General features: G+C 49.4%; 19 protein-coding genes and 1 other annotated feature. Of the genes, 14 read left to right on the forward strand and 5 right to left on the reverse strand.

The window, feature by feature from the left end; translation table 11 throughout:
• Positions 1–70 precede the first annotated feature (70 nt).
• Positions 71–550, reverse strand: a complete 480-nt coding sequence (locus DHU66_RS11600; RefSeq protein ID WP_108776095.1) for an S-ribosylhomocysteine lyase — start codon at positions 548–550, stop codon at positions 71–73.
• A 20-nt stretch (positions 551–570) separates the two neighbouring features.
• Complete coding sequence (locus tag DHU66_RS11605; RefSeq protein WP_108776096.1) at positions 571–1,362, reverse strand: hypothetical protein; 792 nt, start codon at positions 1,360–1,362, stop codon at positions 571–573.
• Positions 1,363–1,471: 109 nt separating this feature from the next.
• On the opposite strand from DHU66_RS11605, the gene DHU66_RS11610 reads away from it, so the two are divergent.
• From DHU66_RS11610 to DHU66_RS11670, 13 genes are all read left to right on the forward strand, one after another.
• Complete coding sequence (locus DHU66_RS11610; protein WP_108776097.1) at positions 1,472–1,855, forward strand: hypothetical protein; 384 nt, start codon at positions 1,472–1,474, stop codon at positions 1,853–1,855.
• On the forward strand, positions 1,848–4,340 hold the full coding sequence (locus tag DHU66_RS11615) for an MSCRAMM family protein (protein WP_108776098.1): 2,493 nt from the start codon (positions 1,848–1,850) through the stop codon (positions 4,338–4,340). Before DHU66_RS11610 ends, DHU66_RS11615 begins: the two co-directional genes overlap by 8 nt.
• A 42-nt stretch (positions 4,341–4,382) precedes the next feature.
• Positions 4,383–4,617: a binding site (T-box leader), on the forward strand.
• A 38-nt stretch (positions 4,618–4,655) separates the two neighbouring features.
• Complete coding sequence (gene hisZ / locus DHU66_RS11620) at positions 4,656–5,762, forward strand: ATP phosphoribosyltransferase regulatory subunit (RefSeq protein WP_108776099.1); 1,107 nt, start codon at positions 4,656–4,658, stop codon at positions 5,760–5,762.
• A complete protein-coding gene (gene hisG, locus DHU66_RS11625; RefSeq protein ID WP_108776100.1) occupies positions 5,759–6,400 on the forward strand; it encodes an ATP phosphoribosyltransferase in 642 nt (213 codons plus the stop codon). Before hisZ ends, hisG begins: the two co-directional genes overlap by 4 nt.
• Positions 6,390–7,676, forward strand: a complete 1,287-nt coding sequence (gene hisD, locus DHU66_RS11630; protein ID WP_108776101.1) for a histidinol dehydrogenase — start codon at positions 6,390–6,392, stop codon at positions 7,674–7,676. Before hisG ends, hisD begins: the two co-directional genes overlap by 11 nt.
• Positions 7,663–8,694: a pyridoxal phosphate-dependent aminotransferase gene (locus tag DHU66_RS11635; protein ID WP_167836379.1), complete on the forward strand. Its 1,032-nt coding sequence runs from the start codon at positions 7,663–7,665 to the stop codon at positions 8,692–8,694. The genes hisD and DHU66_RS11635 overlap by 14 nt, the downstream gene beginning before the upstream one ends.
• Entirely contained in the window at positions 8,691–9,272 is a 582-nt protein-coding gene (gene hisB / locus DHU66_RS11640; protein WP_108776103.1) for an imidazoleglycerol-phosphate dehydratase HisB, read from the forward strand. Before DHU66_RS11635 ends, hisB begins: the two co-directional genes overlap by 4 nt.
• Entirely contained in the window at positions 9,269–9,880 is a 612-nt protein-coding gene (hisH, locus tag DHU66_RS11645; protein WP_108776104.1) for an imidazole glycerol phosphate synthase subunit HisH, read from the forward strand. Before hisB ends, hisH begins: the two co-directional genes overlap by 4 nt.
• Complete coding sequence (gene hisA, locus DHU66_RS11650) at positions 9,877–10,608, forward strand: 1-(5-phosphoribosyl)-5-[(5-phosphoribosylamino)methylideneamino]imidazole-4-carboxamide isomerase (RefSeq protein WP_108776105.1); 732 nt, start codon at positions 9,877–9,879, stop codon at positions 10,606–10,608. Before hisH ends, hisA begins: the two co-directional genes overlap by 4 nt.
• A complete protein-coding gene (gene hisF / locus DHU66_RS11655; protein ID WP_108776106.1) occupies positions 10,602–11,363 on the forward strand; it encodes an imidazole glycerol phosphate synthase subunit HisF in 762 nt (253 codons plus the stop codon). Before hisA ends, hisF begins: the two co-directional genes overlap by 7 nt.
• Positions 11,360–11,692 (forward strand): phosphoribosyl-AMP cyclohydrolase, encoded by a 333-nt coding sequence (gene hisI / locus DHU66_RS11660; protein WP_108776107.1) that lies wholly within the window; start codon positions 11,360–11,362, stop codon positions 11,690–11,692. Before hisF ends, hisI begins: the two co-directional genes overlap by 4 nt.
• Positions 11,685–12,008, forward strand: a complete 324-nt coding sequence (gene hisE / locus DHU66_RS11665; RefSeq protein ID WP_108776108.1) for a phosphoribosyl-ATP diphosphatase — start codon at positions 11,685–11,687, stop codon at positions 12,006–12,008. Before hisI ends, hisE begins: the two co-directional genes overlap by 8 nt.
• Before the next feature lie 46 nt (positions 12,009–12,054).
• Entirely contained in the window at positions 12,055–12,693 is a 639-nt protein-coding gene (locus DHU66_RS11670) for a trimeric intracellular cation channel family protein (RefSeq protein WP_108776109.1), read from the forward strand.
• 42 nt (positions 12,694–12,735) lie between these two features.
• Here the strand turns inward: DHU66_RS11670 and DHU66_RS11675 are convergent, their stop codons facing one another.
• Both DHU66_RS11675 and deoD read right to left on the reverse strand, forming a co-directional pair.
• A complete protein-coding gene (locus tag DHU66_RS11675) occupies positions 12,736–13,812 on the reverse strand; it encodes a 6-phosphofructokinase (protein ID WP_108776110.1) in 1,077 nt (358 codons plus the stop codon).
• A gap of 67 nt (positions 13,813–13,879) precedes the next feature.
• Entirely contained in the window at positions 13,880–14,599 is a 720-nt protein-coding gene (deoD, locus tag DHU66_RS11680; RefSeq protein WP_108776111.1) for a purine-nucleoside phosphorylase, read from the reverse strand.
• 112 nt (positions 14,600–14,711) lie between these two features.
• Between deoD and DHU66_RS11685 the strand changes: the two genes are divergently transcribed.
• Positions 14,712–15,275 carry a TIGR01440 family protein gene (locus DHU66_RS11685; protein ID WP_108776112.1) on the forward strand — a complete coding sequence of 188 codons (564 nt, stop codon included), beginning with the start codon at positions 14,712–14,714 and terminating at the stop codon, positions 15,273–15,275.
• A gap of 54 nt (positions 15,276–15,329) precedes the next feature.
• On the opposite strand, the gene DHU66_RS11690 is transcribed toward DHU66_RS11685, so the two are convergent.
• On the reverse strand, positions 15,330–16,550 hold the full coding sequence (locus DHU66_RS11690; RefSeq protein WP_108776113.1) for a D-alanine--D-alanine ligase family protein: 1,221 nt from the start codon (positions 16,548–16,550) through the stop codon (positions 15,330–15,332).
• Positions 16,551–16,594: the final 44 nt, after the last annotated feature.

The following is a 16,594-nucleotide window of genomic DNA, read 5'->3' on the forward strand; positions in this document are numbered from 1 at the left end:
CACAAAAGACCTCCCGGACAGAGCAGAAGAATCTTCTCTGTCCACGGAGGCCTTTTTTCTATATGCATGATTACTGTGGATATACCATATGGGCATCATCAATATTTTGCAGTGTCTTTTCCAGATACCGCTTTGCCCACCATTTTGCACTGGCAAGATTCTGATCCAGATAGTTGCCGCATTCGGCCGGCTTTGCACCAGGAATTTCACCCTCAAAGGAAACAATAAACGAAAACATGCGGGTAATGACATCCACAATATCCTTTGATTCCAGATCACCGGCAAAGATGACATAGAAACCTGTCCGGCATCCCATCGGCCCGAAGTAGACCGTCTGGTCTTTCCATCTGGCATCATTGCGCAGAAAGGTAGCACCCAGATGTTCAATCGTATGCACCTCAGCTGTATTCATGACAGGCTCTCTGTTAGGGGCAGTCAGCCGCAGATCAAACGTTGTCAGCACTTCACTGCCGACTTTATCTTTTCTGGATACATAGACTCCCGGTTCCAGCTTCAGGTGGTTGATCGTAAAACTTGCAATCTTTTCCATATTCTGTATTCTCCTTTATCTCATGATTTACATTTCTGATGACAGCAGTTTTCCCATGCTCTGGCACACTGGCTGCGCAGCTGTTTCTTCAACTGTACATAGGCTTTGATCTCTGATGCCACTGGCTTTCTTCCTTCATTCAATGCATCATACACACGGATTGATGGTTCAATCAATTCTTCCTGCACAGATAGCGCTTCATCCCCTGGCAGTGAGATCTTGGAAACTTCCATCTGATACAGACCGGAGGGCGGATTGCCATTGCGGTCGAGAATGTCTTTTTCATTTTCATCCATCTGCTTTTCAGCCATCTTGACGCCAAGCCAGGGTGCCAGCAGAATTTCTGCTTCTTCTGCTTTGGCATAATGGGGAAGAACAGCCGACAGGTCAATGGCATATGTGCCTTTTGGAAGATCTGCTTCCAGCAGCACAATGCCATCCTTGTCGCCATAGGCTTTCAGAAACTGTCTGGCCGTTGAGGTGGAAGTAAAGGCGATGGTATGACCTGCCTGAGAAATCTGCTCAAAGTCATACAGACGCTCTACCCTGCGCACATGGCATGGCCGGGAAAGAGGATGGGACTGCATCAGACAGAACAGGGCAGCACATGCGCCGTCCTGTCCAAAGACTTCCTGCCATCTTGACAGCAGGGCAGGATTGAGATGCTTGTTCTCTTTTGCCTTGATCATTTCATTTTCGATCCCATCAAAGAAGATGGCATTCAATGTGACATAGGCTTTGGAATCTGCCCACAGCGGATCATTTCCTGTTACATCACCTTCATACCACCGCAATGCACGCAGCTCATCCATACACATGCCTCCAGCTTGCATACATTTTATCCGGAAACCAATCTTTTTTCAGGGAATCCGCGTTTTTTGCGGGCATAGAGAGAAGGAAGCACAGCAAGGAGGACAAAAGATGAATTCCAATCACACAACATTGATGCATTTGAAACACGAGTGCGGGCAGTACAGCAGCTATGTCGTGCAGCTGCAGATTCTGCGTGACAGAATCAGAATGGCCCGTTCCAATGGCAGTCCGTGCAGTACGGAGGTTGAAGCACTAAACAAAGTAGATGAGAAGATTGCCTCCATTGAAAACATGCTGGACAGGATTGAAAAGGAAAATGGCATTGAAAGCCGGATTCTGCTGTGGCGCACTGTCATCGGCCATGAGGATCTGCGCCATGTGGCAGTTGAAAAAGGCATGGATCCCATAGAACTGAATACCTGCATTGAAGATCTGCTGTTTCATGATCTGATCTCACAGACACACCTGTCGATGGAGACAGCTTATGCATAAGCCGCTGCTGCTCGGCGTTTTCATCGGGGCTGCCATCTGGCAGCTGGACAAACAGCCCGCACTGATTGAGACACGGCTGTTAACAGATACAAAGCCGGCTGCCAATGTCCGCCTGCTTGTCAGCCAGCAGAAAGACTTCATGGAAGAATCGGTATGCATCACAGATGACAGCGGCACGTTTCAAGTGCCGGCGGGATCTTTCATCCGCCTTGAAAAGCCGCTGACTGGCTATTATGACCTTGCAGAACCTGTGGAAATGACACAGAAGAAAGAGATCACACTGCAGCCAATCCAGGTTTCTGTGAGTCTGGAAGATGCCACTGAGACAAATGCAGTCACAGATCCGGTTTTTATCCTGCAGGATGATGAGAAGGAAACAGAACTGCTGGTGAAAGATGGAACACTGGAGATTGGCAGCCTGATTCTTCCTGATCATTCCTATACATTGCGCCAGAAAGAGAAAATCCCGAATGTGTCTGCTTTTCCTGACACGGAAATCTATATGGATTCCCGTCATCCCGAAAAAAAGGAAATTACGCATCGGTATGAAGATACAGCAGTGATTGAGGTTCCACAGATCCCGGGGCTGTCCGTTTCCTTCTTTGCGGATGAAAAAGGAGAGCATCCCATTGATACAGACAGCGGGCTTGCCAAAGGTACATGGTATTACCGCAGCTCCATAGATGATCCATCATACTACCAGGACGATACCCTGCATGCCATTACCGTTGATCCATCCCGGCACGAAACTGTCCGGCTGGAAATCTCATTGGAAAAACCGGTACTGTCCATTTCCATTGACAGCGGACAGTACCATCTCTGGCTGGAAAATGAGCAGAAGGAAAAAGTGGCAGAGTGGGACAGTGATGAGCAGATTCATGATATCCCTGTTCACAGGGACAGCACATATACCCTGTATTCTTCACCGCTTTCTGACTGCTATGCAATCGATCCTATACAGGTATCTGTTCCGCTGCATAAAGAAAAAGATCTGCATCTTGCCATGGCAGGAAAACCATTTTCCTTTGCCGTTTCTGTGCGCAATCAGACAACGCGCCAGCTGCTGGACAAGTGCGACATCCGCGTGGAAAACCTCAGCCAGCACAGTGAAACCATTCTTCCGGCAAAGCCGCGTGTATTTCTTAGCGGCCTGAAAGAACATGACCTTCTGCGATTGACACCGGTCAATCTGCCTTCTGGCTATGTCTCTGCAGGCAGCACAGAAATCAAGGCAGAAAAGCTGGAAAGCTTCGATGTCATGCTGGATGTGATCCCGTATGTTCTGACCGACTTTCAGCTGCCGCAGTCGGCAGGGTATGAACTGTTTGCAGACAAAGAATGTACGCTGCCCGCCTTCGATGTGCTGCGCCATCCGCTGATGGGATGGGAAAATTTGATGCTGAAAGACGGGACATATTACCTGAAACAGACAGACTGCGGACTGGATCAGTATCCGGATCAGGAAATCCATCCAATTGTGATCGATTCCCAGAAGGCAAGTGCACGCACAATTGCCATAGCCGCACAGCCAGTCATCGCCAGCCTTGCCGTCAAAGATTCTGACAGTGATGTACACGAGGCACAAGTACAGCTGCTGGATGAAAACGGCGATATCGTATTTGAAGGTGCTCCCGGACAGATACAGCTGCAGCGCGGCAGGGTGTACTCCCTGCAGTTAAAAACATTGCCGGCAGGCTATACAGGCGGCCGTGCCATCCGTTTCCGCATGCCTTTACAGAAACCGGAAACAGATATAGAGCCAGTGCTGAAACTGCAGTCTTTTGCGTCTGTTTCGCTCAAAATGGAAGCAGCGCCTGGCGGTGCTGCAGTGGCTTTGTGCACCAGAAAGAATTTATCCAGTATGGCCAAAGATATCTATGGCCAGTATGCAAGAGGGCACACAGATGACAATGGCATGATTCACTTTGAGATGCCTCAGGGTACGTACTATGTCATGATGGAACAGCCAGGCAGATATCATTACCGTACAAAGAAAACGGTGTCTGTTGAGGCACAGGCAAAACAGACTGTGCAGGTCTTTCTGCAGCTGCAGCAGGCATCCCTGCAGGTAGAACGGGTGGATGAACAGGGAAGACATGTTTCCGGCGCTGAGATGGCTTTGCTTGATCTTGCCGGTAATCAGCTTGTCAGCTGGACAAGCAGTGAGCAGGCAGATCGCATTGGCATGGGCATCGTTTCACCAGGAGAAAGCTATCAGATTGCAGAGCTTTCTGCCCCGGATGGCTATCACCCATACACAAAGCCGGTTCTCTATACCGTTCCCATTGATGAACCGGAGCAGGAAGAAACCATTACGATCCAAACAAAGCTCCAGACAGGAAAACAGGAAAAACAGAAGCAGGCTGAACCAGTGAAAGACATGGAACAGATTGTAAAGGAACAGAAGCAGAATAAAGGAATCATGGCAGCTGCGGCACTGGCAGGTGTTACAGGCATCCTGTTTGCATGTAAAAAGTTTCATTAAAAATGCGTTGACATACATTTTTGCTGAAACTACAATGAAAGCACAAAAGCAGGGAAGAGAAAAAGTAACACAGACTGAAGCTGCAAGAGAGTTTCCGCTTTGGTGAAAGGAAATACGGAGGTCTTTGTGAAAACACATCTTGGAGCTGTTCTTCTGAAAAAAGTAAGAAGGTCCGTGAGTGCACGTTACAGCACAGGAGTATGATAGTACTTCATGAGGCTGTTGATCGTGAGATGACAGTGAAATTGGGTGGAACAACGTTGCGGACGTCCCTTGCGTGGGATGTCCTTTTTGTTTACAGGAGAGATGAGAAAGATGAAGATGATTGAAGCACCGTCCGGTCTGCGGGATCTGACATCGGCACAGGCTCAGAAACGCCAGCGGCTGCAGCAGAAAGTAGAAGCTGTGTTTGCCAATGCCGGCTATCAGCAGATTGTCACGCCGGATATTGAGTTTTATCAGACGTATGCAAGGGCATATGCCAGTCTGAAAGACACGGAAATCTATAAGTTCTTTGACCAGGACGGTCAGATTCTGACCCTGCGGACAGATATGACCGTGCCGATTGCACGTGTTGCGGCCAGCAAGTACCGTGATGAAAAACCGCCGTTTCGTTTCTTTTATGGTGAGAATGTGTATAAGGTACGCCAGTCCTTTGCAGGCAAGCGCAATGAAGTGCGTGACTGCGGTGTGGAACTGATCGGAGAGGACAGCCAGAGTGATCCGGAAATTCTCAGCCTCGCCGATGAAGTTCTCAAACAGCTTGGATTGAAAAACTATATTCTTGAAATCGGCAATTCTGATTTCTTCCGCCTTGCGGCAAGACTCTGCAGGATCTCCAAAGAAGATACTGCCGCGATGGCAGACCTGGTCGACCGCAAGGCAATGCCTGATCTGGAAACGTTTGTAAGCTCGCTGTCACTGTCAGAGCCGGAAACCTCTTTCTTCACGCAGCTGCCGCTGCTTTCCGGAACAGAAGAATGTCTGGAAAAAGCTCGGACACTTTGCTTTGACAGCCGTCTGGAAGCAGAAGTGAAGCGCATGAAGGAACTTGGCGAAATGATGAAACGCCTGGATCCGGAAAGCCATATCGCATATGACCTTGGCAAAGTCCCGCATCTTGACTATTACACCGGTATCATCTTTGAAGCCTATGCCGATGGCGCTGCCACCGCGATTCTCTCTGGCGGCCGTTATGATGACCTGCTTAAGAAGTTCGGCCGTGACCTGCCAGCATGCGGCTTTGGCATCAAACTGGACTACCTGCTGGACCTTTTCGACGATGAGAATACAGAGGTACGGCGTCTGCGCTATCCAAAAGGACAGATTGAGGCTGCTCTGCAGAAAGCAAAACAGCTGCGCAAAGACGGCCCGGTTGTTCTGGAAGCCGCGGATGTAGAAAAGATGGAGGTGGTATTGTGAGTCTCTCGATTGCACTGACCAAGGGAAGACTGGAACAGCAGACAACCGCGATGCTGGCCAAGGCCGGATATGGTGTTGAAAAACTGCAAAACAAAGGACGCACTCTTGTCTTTCCAGATACACGCAAAGATATCCGCTATTTCCTGGTGAAAGCCAATGACTGCATCACCTATGTTGAACATGGGGTGGCAGATATTGGCATCGTAGGCAAGGATACCCTGATGGAAGGCGGCAGTGATTACTATGAAATGCTGGATCTTGGCATTGGCAGATGCCGCTTCATCTGTGCATCACTGCCGGATCACAATCCCCTGACCAAAAGCGGCCACATCAAGATCGGCTCCAAATATCCTGAAGTAACCAGGCAGTATTTTCTGAACAAAGGCAAAGATGTAGAAATTATCAAGATTGATGGCTCAGTGGAACTGGCTCCGATCCTGGGACTGTGCGATGGCATTGTCGATATCATGGAAACCGGTACAACACTCAGGGAAAACGGGCTGATAGTCTATGATACCGTCTGTCCCATCAGCGCAAGGGCAATCGTAAACAAAGCCGCATTCAAACTGAAGCGGCCGGAAGTCGCGGCATTTCTGAAAGATCTGGAAACCGTGAAGGAGGCAGAAAATGTTAAGTGAAATCAAAGCAGACAATCCAAAGCAGCTGCGTGCGTATCTGGACAGCCGCACAAGTGATATCTCCAGTGACATTCTTCTGAAAGTCAATGAAATCATCAAACGTGTCAAACAGGAAGGCGACGCTGCCCTGAAGGACTATACCCGTCAGTTTGATGGTGTCGAGATTGAGAATTTCCGTGTCTCTGAAAAAGAAATCGATGATGCATGTGCTCTGACAGACAAGAAATTCCGTGAAGCTTTGACAAGAGCCAAAGACAATATCACTGCTTTCCACATGGCGCAGAAGACAAACTCCTATCTGATGGAACGGGAGCCTGGTGTTTATCTGGGTCAGCGGGTATTGCCGCTGGCATCGGTTGGCATCTATGTCCCAGGCGGCCGTGCCCAGTATCCTTCCTCCGTACTCATGAACGTCATCCCCGCCAAAGTGGCAGGCGTCAAGCGTATTGTCATGGTAACTCCTCCAGGAAAAGACGGCCGTCTGAATCCCGATATTGCCTTTGCGGCAAGACTGGCCGGCGTCTGTGAAATCTATAAGGTCGGCGGTGCTCAGGCCATTGCCGCACTTGCCTGGGGAACAGAAAGCATTGCCCCGGTAGATAAGATCACAGGTCCTGGCAATATCTTTGTCGCCGCAGCCAAGAAACTTGTCTTTGGCAGAGTTGATATCGATATGATTGCCGGCCCCAGTGAAATCCTTGTTATTGCGGATGATGGCGCTGATCCTGCCTGCTGTGCTGCAGATCTTCTTTCCCAGGCGGAACACGATCCGATGGCATCAGCCATTCTGCTGACGACATCCCGCTCTTTCCTGGATCATGTCAACAAAGAACTTGAAAGACAGCTGGAAACACTGCCAAAGAAAGAAATAGCCAGTGCTTCGATCCGTGATTATGGCAGATCGATTGTTGCGGAATCACTGGAACAGTGCATTGCCTATGCAAATGCCATTGCCCCGGAACATCTGGAACTGATGATCAAGGACCCGATGCCGTATCTCTCTCAGGTCAAAAATGCAGGCTCCGTATTCCTTGGCTATGATACTTGTGAGCCAATCGGTGACTACTATGGCGGAACCAACCATGTGCTGCCAACCGGCGGCACAGCACGCTTTGCCAGTGCCCTTGGCGTCGATGCCTTTGTCCACCGCTCCTGTTTCCTGCACTATTCAAAAAAGGCTCTGCAGCAGGATGGAGACGATATCATGATTCTGGCAAAAGAGGAACAGCTGGAAGCCCATGCCAGGGCAGTGGAGGTGCGCAATGGGAAAAACTAATGCCTATACAGCCGCAAAGCGGGATGGCAGAATCCTGCTCAATGCGAATGAAAGCAGCCTGAATCTTTCTGCACAGCTGCTGCAGAAAGCAGCTGACATTGTCACAAAGATTTCCTACAACCGCTATCCGGATCCTGCTGAAACAGAATTGCTTTCTGCCTTTGGCAAAAAGATGGGTATTTCAGAAGACTGCCTGCTGGCTGGCAATGGCAGCGATCAGATGCTTGGCTATCTGATTACGACATATCTTGGCAAAGGAAAGACTTTACTGACATTGAATCCGGATTTCTCCATGTATCAGTACTATGCCAGCTCCATTGATGCAAAGACGGTTGGATACAGGCAGGACGAAGGCGGCGGCGTCAAGATCGATGATCTGATCGCTTTTGGAAAAAAAGAAAATGCTGACATGATCCTTTTCTCCAATCCCAATAATCCAACCGGATCCCTGATTCCCCGTACGGATATCGAAAAACTTGTGCAGAACTTCAAAGATATTCCGGTCGTCATCGATGAGGCGTATATGGACTTTGCGGATGATGAATCGGTACTGCCATTGATTGATCAGCATGACAATCTGTTTGTAACAAGAACGCTGTCCAAGGCATATGGACTGGCCGCAATGCGGGTAGGTTTTCTGGTTGGAAATGCCGACAGGATGTCAGCTTTGAAGGCAGACTTTGTACCATATGCAATGAACTCTTTGTCAATGGCGATTGCGGCTGCTCTGATTCCTGAAATTGATGTGGCAGGTTTTGTCAAAGACATCAGGATACAGCGGCAATGGCTTTATCAAAGACTTTCCGGTTGTAAACGGCTGAAAGTCTGGCCATCCCAGGCAAACTTCATCTATGGAAAAGCAGAGGATCTGGATGGACTGCTTGCCTGCCTGCAGGCAGAAGGCATTGTGATCCGCACATACAATGGGACATCGTATTTCCGTATTTCCATTGGCACCCAGGAAGAAAATCAGCTTGTCTGGAAAGCCATTCAGTCATATGAAGGAGAAAAGTCATGAGAAAAGCAGAATATCACCGTGTGACCAAAGAAACAGACGTCTTTGCCAGCATTAACCTGGATGGCACAGGAAAAACAGATATTGATACCGGCATCGGTTTTCTCAATCATATGCTTACCCTGTTTGCCTTCCATGGCGGCTTTGATCTGGCCGTGAAAGCAAAAGGGGATCTTGACGTGGATGATCATCACACCATTGAAGATATCGGAATTGTGCTTGGCATCATTGTCAAAGAAGCACTTGGCAGCAAGGCGGGTATTGCCAGATACGGATCCTTTTCCTGCGTCATGGATGAAGCACTGGCAAGAGTGGACCTGGACTGTTCCGGACGGCCTTTTATTGTTTTTCATGGCAATTTCGACCGTGAAACAGTCGGTGCCATGTCAACAGAAATGGTACCGGAATTCCTGCGTGCCTTTGCCTTCAATTCCCTGATCACTCTCCATGTCAATATCCTGTATGGTGAAAATGACCACCATAAGATTGAGGCAGTCTTCAAGGCACTTGGACATGCTCTTAAGGCTGCTGTGACAACAACCGGCGGCGGTGTCTTCAGCACGAAGGGAAGTCTGGCATGATCGGCATCATCGATTATGGAGCAGGCAACCTGTTTTCTTTGAAACATGCCCTGGCTGATCTTGCTGCCAAAACTGTTGTATCCGGCGACCCAGCAGTCCTTTCTGCCTGTGACAAACTCATTCTGCCAGGCGTTGGTGCCTTCGGTGACGGTATGGCCATGCTGAAAGAAAACGGTCTGGATCAGATGATTCTTGCACAGACCGCCAAAGGAAAGCCGCTGCTTGGAATCTGCCTGGGTATGCAGATGCTGTATGAAAGCAGTGAAGAAGACGGCTTTCACAAAGGACTCGGCCTGCTGAAAGGAAACATTATCCGCCTGCAGGGCGATGATATCCGTATCCCGGAAGTCGGCTGGAACCTGCTGGAACGAGTGAATCCACACCCCATCTTCTCTCTGCTGTCCGGGCATCCGTATATGTACTATGTGCATAGTTACTTCGCTTCCGGTACGGATCCTGCCCAGGTATTCGGCATCTCAGTGGATGGAAAAAACAACGTGCCAGGCCTGGTTGGCAGAGATCATATTCTTGGCTGTCAGTTCCATCCTGAAAAAAGCAGTGATGACGGCAGAGCAGTACTGCGCTATTTTGCGGAGGCAGACATATGATCATCCTTCCGGCTATTGACATCATCGACGGGGTACCGGTCCGTCTTGTCCAGGGTGACTACAGCAGAAAGACAAAAGTTGCCAGTTCCATCAAAGATACGGCGGTTACATTTGCGCATCAGGGCGCTTCCTGGCTGCATATGGTGGATCTTGATGGGGCAAAGGCCCAGCATCCGGTAAACTCAGGTGCCATTCTCGATGCCGCCATCGCAGCCGGCATTCATACAGAAGTCGGCGGCGGAATCCGTACCATGTCTGATATCCGCCTGTATCTGGAAGGCGGTATTTCCAGAGTCATCCTTGGCACCGCTGCCCTGGAGAATGAAGAGCTGCTGAAAGAAGCACTTGCCCGTTATGGCAGCCGCATTGCTGTTGGCATCGATGCAAGAAATGGCATCGTGGCACTCAATGGCTGGCTGCAGTCATCAGATCAAACCTATCAGTCGGTGGCTGAAAAGATGGCGGAACTTGGCGTACAGACAATCATCGCCACCGATATCAGCCGGGATGGCACGATGCGCGGCATCAACACGGCAATGTACAGCGAACTGTGTCAATTGAAACATGTAAATGTGATTGCCAGCGGCGGCGTTGGCAGTATGGATGACCTGCAGGCACTGACGCATACGGGAGTGGCAGGCGTGATCTGCGGCAAGGCATTGTATGAAGGCAGAATCAACCTGTTTGAGGCAATTGCCAGATATGAGAAAAAGGAGGGGACATGCTGACAAAAAGAATCATTCCATGCCTGGATGTCAAAGATGGAAAAACAGTCAAAGGCATTCACTTCCAGGGATTGAAAGAAGTTGGTGATCCGGTTGAAATGGCAGATGGCTATAACAGACAGGGTGCTGATGAACTGGTTTTTCTCGATATTGCGGCAACCCAGGAAGGCAGAAAAACAATGGCAGACATGGTGGAAAAAGTAGCTTCCCGCATTGCCATTCCCTTTACGGTCGGCGGCGGTATTGGTTCTTTGGAAGATGTACACCGCATGCTGTGGTCTGGTGCAGATAAAGTGTCCCTCAACAGTGCTGCAGTCCGTAATCCCAATCTGCTGCAGGAAGGTGCACGCCGCTATGGCAGTCAGTGCATGGTTCTGGCTCTGGATGCCCGCCGCAGAAAAGATGACACTGGCTGGAATGTTGTGATTGAAGGCGGCACGCTGGATACCGGGATCGATGCCATTCAGTGGGCAAAGGATGCCGTTGCCATGGGGGCAGGTGAAATTCTGTTAACATCCATGGATGCCGATGGCACAAAGAAAGGCTATGATCTGCCATTGTGCCAGGCAGTGCGGAAAACAGTCAGAGTACCGATCATTGCCAGCGGCGGCTGTGGCTGTCTGGAAGACTTTGGCAGCCTGTTCAAGGCGGATGCTGCCGATGCCGCATTGGCCGCTTCGCTTTTCCACTATGGCACATTGACGGTAAAACAGGTCAAGCAGTATCTGCAGAAAGAAGGGATTCCGGTACGCCTATGATGAAAATTGACTTTGAAAAAGGCAATGGCCTTGTGCCCTGCATTGTGCAGGATGCCACAAGCAAAAAGGTGCTGATGCTTGCCTACATGAATCAGGAAAGCCTGAAGAAAACAATGGAAACCGGGCTTGCTGTATTCTACAGCCGCAGCCGGAAGGAACTGTGGACAAAAGGAGAAACAAGCGGCAATTTCCAGCATGTGAAAAAGATTATGGTAGACTGTGATGAGGATACCATCTTATTACTCGTAGACCCGGATGGACCGGCATGTCATACCGGCCATACAAGCTGTTTTTACCGCAATATGGAAGGAGGAGAAGTGGATGAGTGAGCTTGAGAAGATGTATGAAGTCATTCTGGACCGCAAAGAGAATCCGGAAGAGGGCAGCTATACCAATTATCTGTTTGACAAAGGACTGGAGAAAATTCTGAAAAAAGTAGGAGAAGAAAGCACCGAAACAGTGATCGCAGCTTTGTCACAGAGCAATGAGGATCTGATCAATGAACTGAATGATCTTGCCTACCATCTGCTGGTGCTGATGGCTGCCAAAGGTATTACGCCGGCAGATTTTGACCGTGTAGCAAAAGAGCGTGAGGCAAAGCAGCATAATCTGAAACCAGAACGCCGCAAAATCGAAAAGTATTAGCGCAATGAGCCTCCTTCCCGTACAATAGGGAAGAAGGTTTTTTCATATGGAAGATTTTCTGACTGTATTCCAAATGATTGGTACGGCTGCCTTTGCCATCAGCGGTGCCATTACAGCTGTCCATGCCGGCCTTGATCTGTTCGGCATCATTGCCCTTGGCGTGATGACTGCCACTGCCGGCGGTGTCATCCGTGACATCATCCTTGGCATCTTTCCGCCGATTGCGTTCGTCAACTCCATGTATGTCCTCACGGCGGCATTGATTTCTGTTGTTGTATTTCTGATTGCCAGAGATGAAATCCGCTCCGGCACCTCCATGAACAACCATTCTTTCCGGGTAATCCTTCTGTTAGGAGATTCGATCGGCCTTGGCGTGTTCACAACCGCAGGCATGTATACTGCCATCACCAGATTTTCCGCAGACAATGGATTCCTGGTCATTTTCTCCGGTGTTGTCACTGGTGTAGGCGGCGGCTTTCTCAGAGATGTATCCATCCATATCCTGCCGGAGATTTTCTCCAAGCATGTTTATGCCGTGGCTTCTATTGCCGGGGCACTGATTTCTTTGTATCTTTTCCGCCACAGTGATCCCTATACAGCGATCTATATTGGCACCGGCATCATCGTGCTCATCCGCCTGCTGGCAGCCCGCTACCGCTGGTCACTTCCAAGAGTGCAGTCATAAACAGCACAATAAAAGACAGCCGTAGCTGTCTCCTTTTTTGTATCAGTCACCAAAGCTGATGCCGATCGACTTGGCTTCCTTGATGATCTCTGCATTAGGATCTACATATTTCAGCTTGCCAGCGACCTCTGCCAGCGGAACGGTTGTCATCTCACGGTTCTTATAGGCAACCATGACACCATACTTCTTCTTCAGAATCAGTCTTGCAGCCTCTGCACCAAGCCTTGATGCAAAGACACGGTCATACGCAACCGGCGTGCCGCCGCGCTGAATGTGGCCGAGAATCGTCACACGCACTTCTCGGCCGGTCTTCTTGGTAATCTGATCTGCCAGTTCATACGAAACAGAAGGGAATGTATACTTTTCCAGCTTCTTGCGGTAATCTTTCTTGCTCAGCCGTGCATCCTGCTTGGAAATAGCACCCTCTGCAACAGCCATGATCGTAAACCGCTTGCCCTGACGGTCACGTGTTTCAATCACATCAATAATCTTATCCAGATCATACGGGATCTCCGGCAGCAGAATGATATCAGCACCACCGGCAATGCCCGCATTCAACGGCAGCCATCCAACTTTGTGGCCCATCACTTCAACAATGAACACACGGCCATGTGAGGATGCAGTTGTATGAATCTCATCAATGCAGCGTGTCGCAATATCCACAGCGGACTGGAAACCAAATGTCATATCTGTGCCCCACAGATCATTATCGATTGTCTTCGGCAGGGTGATCACATTCAGTCCTTCTTCAGAAAGAAGGTTGGCAGTCTTGGCAGAGCCATTGCCGCCCAGCATAACCAGGCAGTCAAGCTGCAGCTTATAATACGTCTGCTTCATGCACTCCACTTTGTCACGGCCATCCGGCAGGGGATTGTGAATCTCCTTGAACGGTGTTCTGGAAGTGCCAAGAATCGTACCGCCGACAGTCAGAATATTCGAGAAATCATCCTCTGTCAGAAGGCGGAAACGGGAATTGATCATTCCCTTGTAGCCATCCTCAAAGCCATAAAACTCTACTGGTTCCTTGGCATTGTTCATCACACCCTTGAACACGCCGCGCATCGCAGCATTCAGTGCCTGACAGTCACCGCCGCTGGTAAGCATTCCAATTCGTAACATGATTACCTCCCGGTCCCCAATAGACCATTTTTTCCTCTGCTCTTATTGTAGTGTTGTACAGTCAGCATCACAAGCTCTGATCTGCAGCAGCTTCCAGCGCTACCTGCATCATCCTTGTAAAACTTTCTTCTCTCTCCTGCGGGGTTGTTTCCTGATGTGTCACAAAAGAATCTGACACCGTCAGAATTGTCGCCGCATTCTTATGCAGAACTGCCGCATTGGCAAACAGGGCAAAGCTTTCCATTTCCACAACCTTGCAGTGATGATTTAAAATCACATCCTGCAGATAGCCATCATTGGCACGGTAGAACACATCCGAAGAATGGGTCGTGCCTTCATGCAGTTCAATGCCAAGCTTTGCGGCTGCCTTTTCCAGCTTTGCATTCAATGCAGCAGAAGGATACAGCGTATGGGCGGTATTGCCGCCCTGCACAAGGGCATAGGTGCTTTCCGAATAAGCTGCATCTGCCAGGAAGACATCAAACAGGTTCAGATCAGCAGTATAAGCACCGGCAGAACCAACCCGGATGATGTTGTCGACATCATAAAACTTGAACAATTCCCAGGAATAGATGCCAATTGAAGGCATGCCCATTCCACTGGCCATGACGGTAACCGGTACGTCATGATAGCTGCCGGTATACCCCTGTACACCGCGCACATTGTTAACCAGCACAGGATTGTCGAGAAAGTGCTCAGCAATGAATTTAGAACGAAGCGGATCACCCGGCATCAGAACGGTTTTAGCGATCTGGCCAGGCGCTGCACTGTTATGAGGTGTTGACATTTCACAAAACTCCTTTTTCTCAATTATAGCAGAAATCATGCATGCAAAAGACAAACCTTTGCCACACATCCGGAGGCACATAGTATCATGATAGGGAAAGGAAGTGTGCACCATGGAAGAAATGAATATACGGGAACAGGCAGCCAGAGCAGTGGAAGAGATTCTTGCCCAGGCCCATCTGAAACCAGGGGATATCTTTGTGGTCGGCTGCTCAACAAGTGAGGTGCTTGGTGAAAAGATCGGCACCCACAGTTCGATGGATACAGCCGCGCAGCTGTATGAAGGCATTGCCAGCGTCCTGAAGAAACATGAACTCTACCTGGCTGCCCAGTGCTGCGAACATCTCAACCGGGCACTTGTTGTAGAAGCAGAATGCATGGAAAAATATGATCTTGAACAGGTCAATGCGATCCCTCAGCCAAACCATGCCGGCGGTGCTTTTGGCACCCAGGCATATGCGCATATGCATCATCCGGTACTTGTTGAAAGCCTCAATGCCAGAGCATCTGCCGGCATTGATATCGGCGGCACCCTGATCGGCATGCATATCCATCCGGTCGTGGTACCAGTCAGAATTTCATTTGACCATATCGGCGCCGCGCATATCATCTGTGCCCGCAGAAGACCAAAGTATGTTGGCGGCCAGCGCGCCATCTATGACGAAAATCTGATGTAAAAAAAGGTGCTGCTGCAGCAATTATGCTGTGACAGCATCTTTTCAGAAATCTGTTTACTTTACGCCCTTGGCACCCTTGACACCCTGAGCAGAATAGTTTGCCAGCAGGTTTGTCTCATATGAGAAGGTCATACGGGATCTTCTTCTTTCTCTGTCCAGTGCCTGCTGCACAAGTCTGTCCATCAGCTGCGGGAAAGATACACCGCCTGCTTCCCAGAGATAGAAGGCAAGGGAACCTGGAATGGTATTGATCTCATTGACATAGATATGCTTTGTTTCCGCATCCATCATGAAGTCGATGCGGCATACACCAGAAGCACCCAGCACTTCAAATGTCTGTCTGGCATACTTCTGAATCATCTCGGTTTCTTCTTTGCTTAACGGCGCCGGCACTCTGCGGGCTGTGCTTGCCATACCCTTGGAAGCACCGGACTTGACGCCGCCCTTGGCAGAACCCTTGGCGTTGCCCATATACTTGTCCTTGAAATCAAGCATATTGTCCTCAGCAGACTGCTTGGTAACCTCTTCCAGCACAGAAGCCTCACAATGATGGCCATCACCCAATACAGAGCAGTTGATCTCACGCATCGGCTTGACAACCTTTTCCGTAATGACTTTCTCATCATACTGGCGGGCATCTTCAAAGCAGGACAGATACTCTTCATCATTATGGGCAATGGCAATGCCTACCGAAGAGCCTGTTCTTGCCGGCTTCAGAATCACCGGATAAATCAGCTGATGCACCTTTTTCAGGATTTCATCCTGATTCGTATCCATCTCAGAGCCATAGACCCAGAACCAGTCAGTCATCGGCAGACCGGCATCGTGGAGAATATGCTTCATGAGAACCTTATCCTGACCGACTGCAGCCCCATACAGATCGCAGCCTGCATACGGCACTTTCAGCATTTCAAAGAAACCCTGAATGGTGCCGTCTTCACCATTGGTGCCATGCATCACCGGGATGGCGACATCAATCGTGCCAAGATTCTTCGGTCCGAACATCGAATGCTTGACCGGCAGAATCTGTACCTGATTGTCTACATTGGCAAGCATGACCTGTGTGCACTTGGACACAAGGGCATTCAGGTCACGGAAATTGCTGATGTCGTTCAGCAGATCAGACACATACAGCTTTCTGTTTTTGGCAACATAAACGGGAATTACATTGTATTTTTCCGGGTCCAGGGCAGCCATGGCCTGATGGCCGGAAATCACGGAGACTTCATGCTCGACGGACTCGCCGCCGAAGAAGACACCAACATTCAGTTTCATAGTCAAAACCTCCGGAAGATATTATATCCTGAATTGCACATTTT

Source organism: Lactimicrobium massiliense, from assembly GCF_900343155.1.
Lineage (GTDB): Bacteria > Bacillota_I > Bacilli_A > Erysipelotrichales > Erysipelotrichaceae > Bulleidia > Bulleidia massiliensis.

What these genes read in the sequence shown, in the direction of transcription:
- DHU66_RS11610 (WP_108776097.1), top strand. Translation starts at nt 1,472, where the DNA reads ATGAATTCCAATCACACAACATTGATGCATTTGAAACACGAGTGCGGG.
- hisZ (WP_108776099.1), top strand. Translation starts at nt 4,656, where the DNA reads ATGAAGATGATTGAAGCACCGTCCGGTCTGCGGGATCTGACATCGGCA.
- DHU66_RS11690 (WP_108776113.1), bottom strand. Translation starts at nt 16,550, where the DNA reads ATGAAACTGAATGTTGGTGTCTTCTTCGGCGGCGAGTCCGTCGAGCAT.
- DHU66_RS11605 (WP_108776096.1), bottom strand. Translation starts at nt 1,362, where the DNA reads ATGGATGAGCTGCGTGCATTGCGGTGGTATGAAGGTGATGTAACAGGA.
- DHU66_RS11615 (WP_108776098.1), top strand. Translation starts at nt 1,848, where the DNA reads ATGCATAAGCCGCTGCTGCTCGGCGTTTTCATCGGGGCTGCCATCTGG.
- DHU66_RS11670 (WP_108776109.1), top strand. Translation starts at nt 12,055, where the DNA reads ATGGAAGATTTTCTGACTGTATTCCAAATGATTGGTACGGCTGCCTTT.
- hisI (WP_108776107.1), top strand. Translation starts at nt 11,360, where the DNA reads ATGATGAAAATTGACTTTGAAAAAGGCAATGGCCTTGTGCCCTGCATT.
- DHU66_RS11675 (WP_108776110.1), bottom strand. Translation starts at nt 13,812, where the DNA reads ATGTTACGAATTGGAATGCTTACCAGCGGCGGTGACTGTCAGGCACTG.
- DHU66_RS11635 (WP_167836379.1), top strand. Translation starts at nt 7,663, where the DNA reads ATGGGAAAAACTAATGCCTATACAGCCGCAAAGCGGGATGGCAGAATC.
- hisF (WP_108776106.1), top strand. Translation starts at nt 10,602, where the DNA reads ATGCTGACAAAAAGAATCATTCCATGCCTGGATGTCAAAGATGGAAAA.
- DHU66_RS11685 (WP_108776112.1), top strand. Translation starts at nt 14,712, where the DNA reads ATGGAAGAAATGAATATACGGGAACAGGCAGCCAGAGCAGTGGAAGAG.
- hisA (WP_108776105.1), top strand. Translation starts at nt 9,877, where the DNA reads ATGATCATCCTTCCGGCTATTGACATCATCGACGGGGTACCGGTCCGT.
- hisD (WP_108776101.1), top strand. Translation starts at nt 6,390, where the DNA reads ATGTTAAGTGAAATCAAAGCAGACAATCCAAAGCAGCTGCGTGCGTAT.
- hisH (WP_108776104.1), top strand. Translation starts at nt 9,269, where the DNA reads ATGATCGGCATCATCGATTATGGAGCAGGCAACCTGTTTTCTTTGAAA.
- hisB (WP_108776103.1), top strand. Translation starts at nt 8,691, where the DNA reads ATGAGAAAAGCAGAATATCACCGTGTGACCAAAGAAACAGACGTCTTT.
- hisE (WP_108776108.1), top strand. Translation starts at nt 11,685, where the DNA reads ATGAGTGAGCTTGAGAAGATGTATGAAGTCATTCTGGACCGCAAAGAG.
- deoD (WP_108776111.1), bottom strand. Translation starts at nt 14,599, where the DNA reads ATGTCAACACCTCATAACAGTGCAGCGCCTGGCCAGATCGCTAAAACC.
- DHU66_RS11600 (WP_108776095.1), bottom strand. Translation starts at nt 550, where the DNA reads ATGGAAAAGATTGCAAGTTTTACGATCAACCACCTGAAGCTGGAACCG.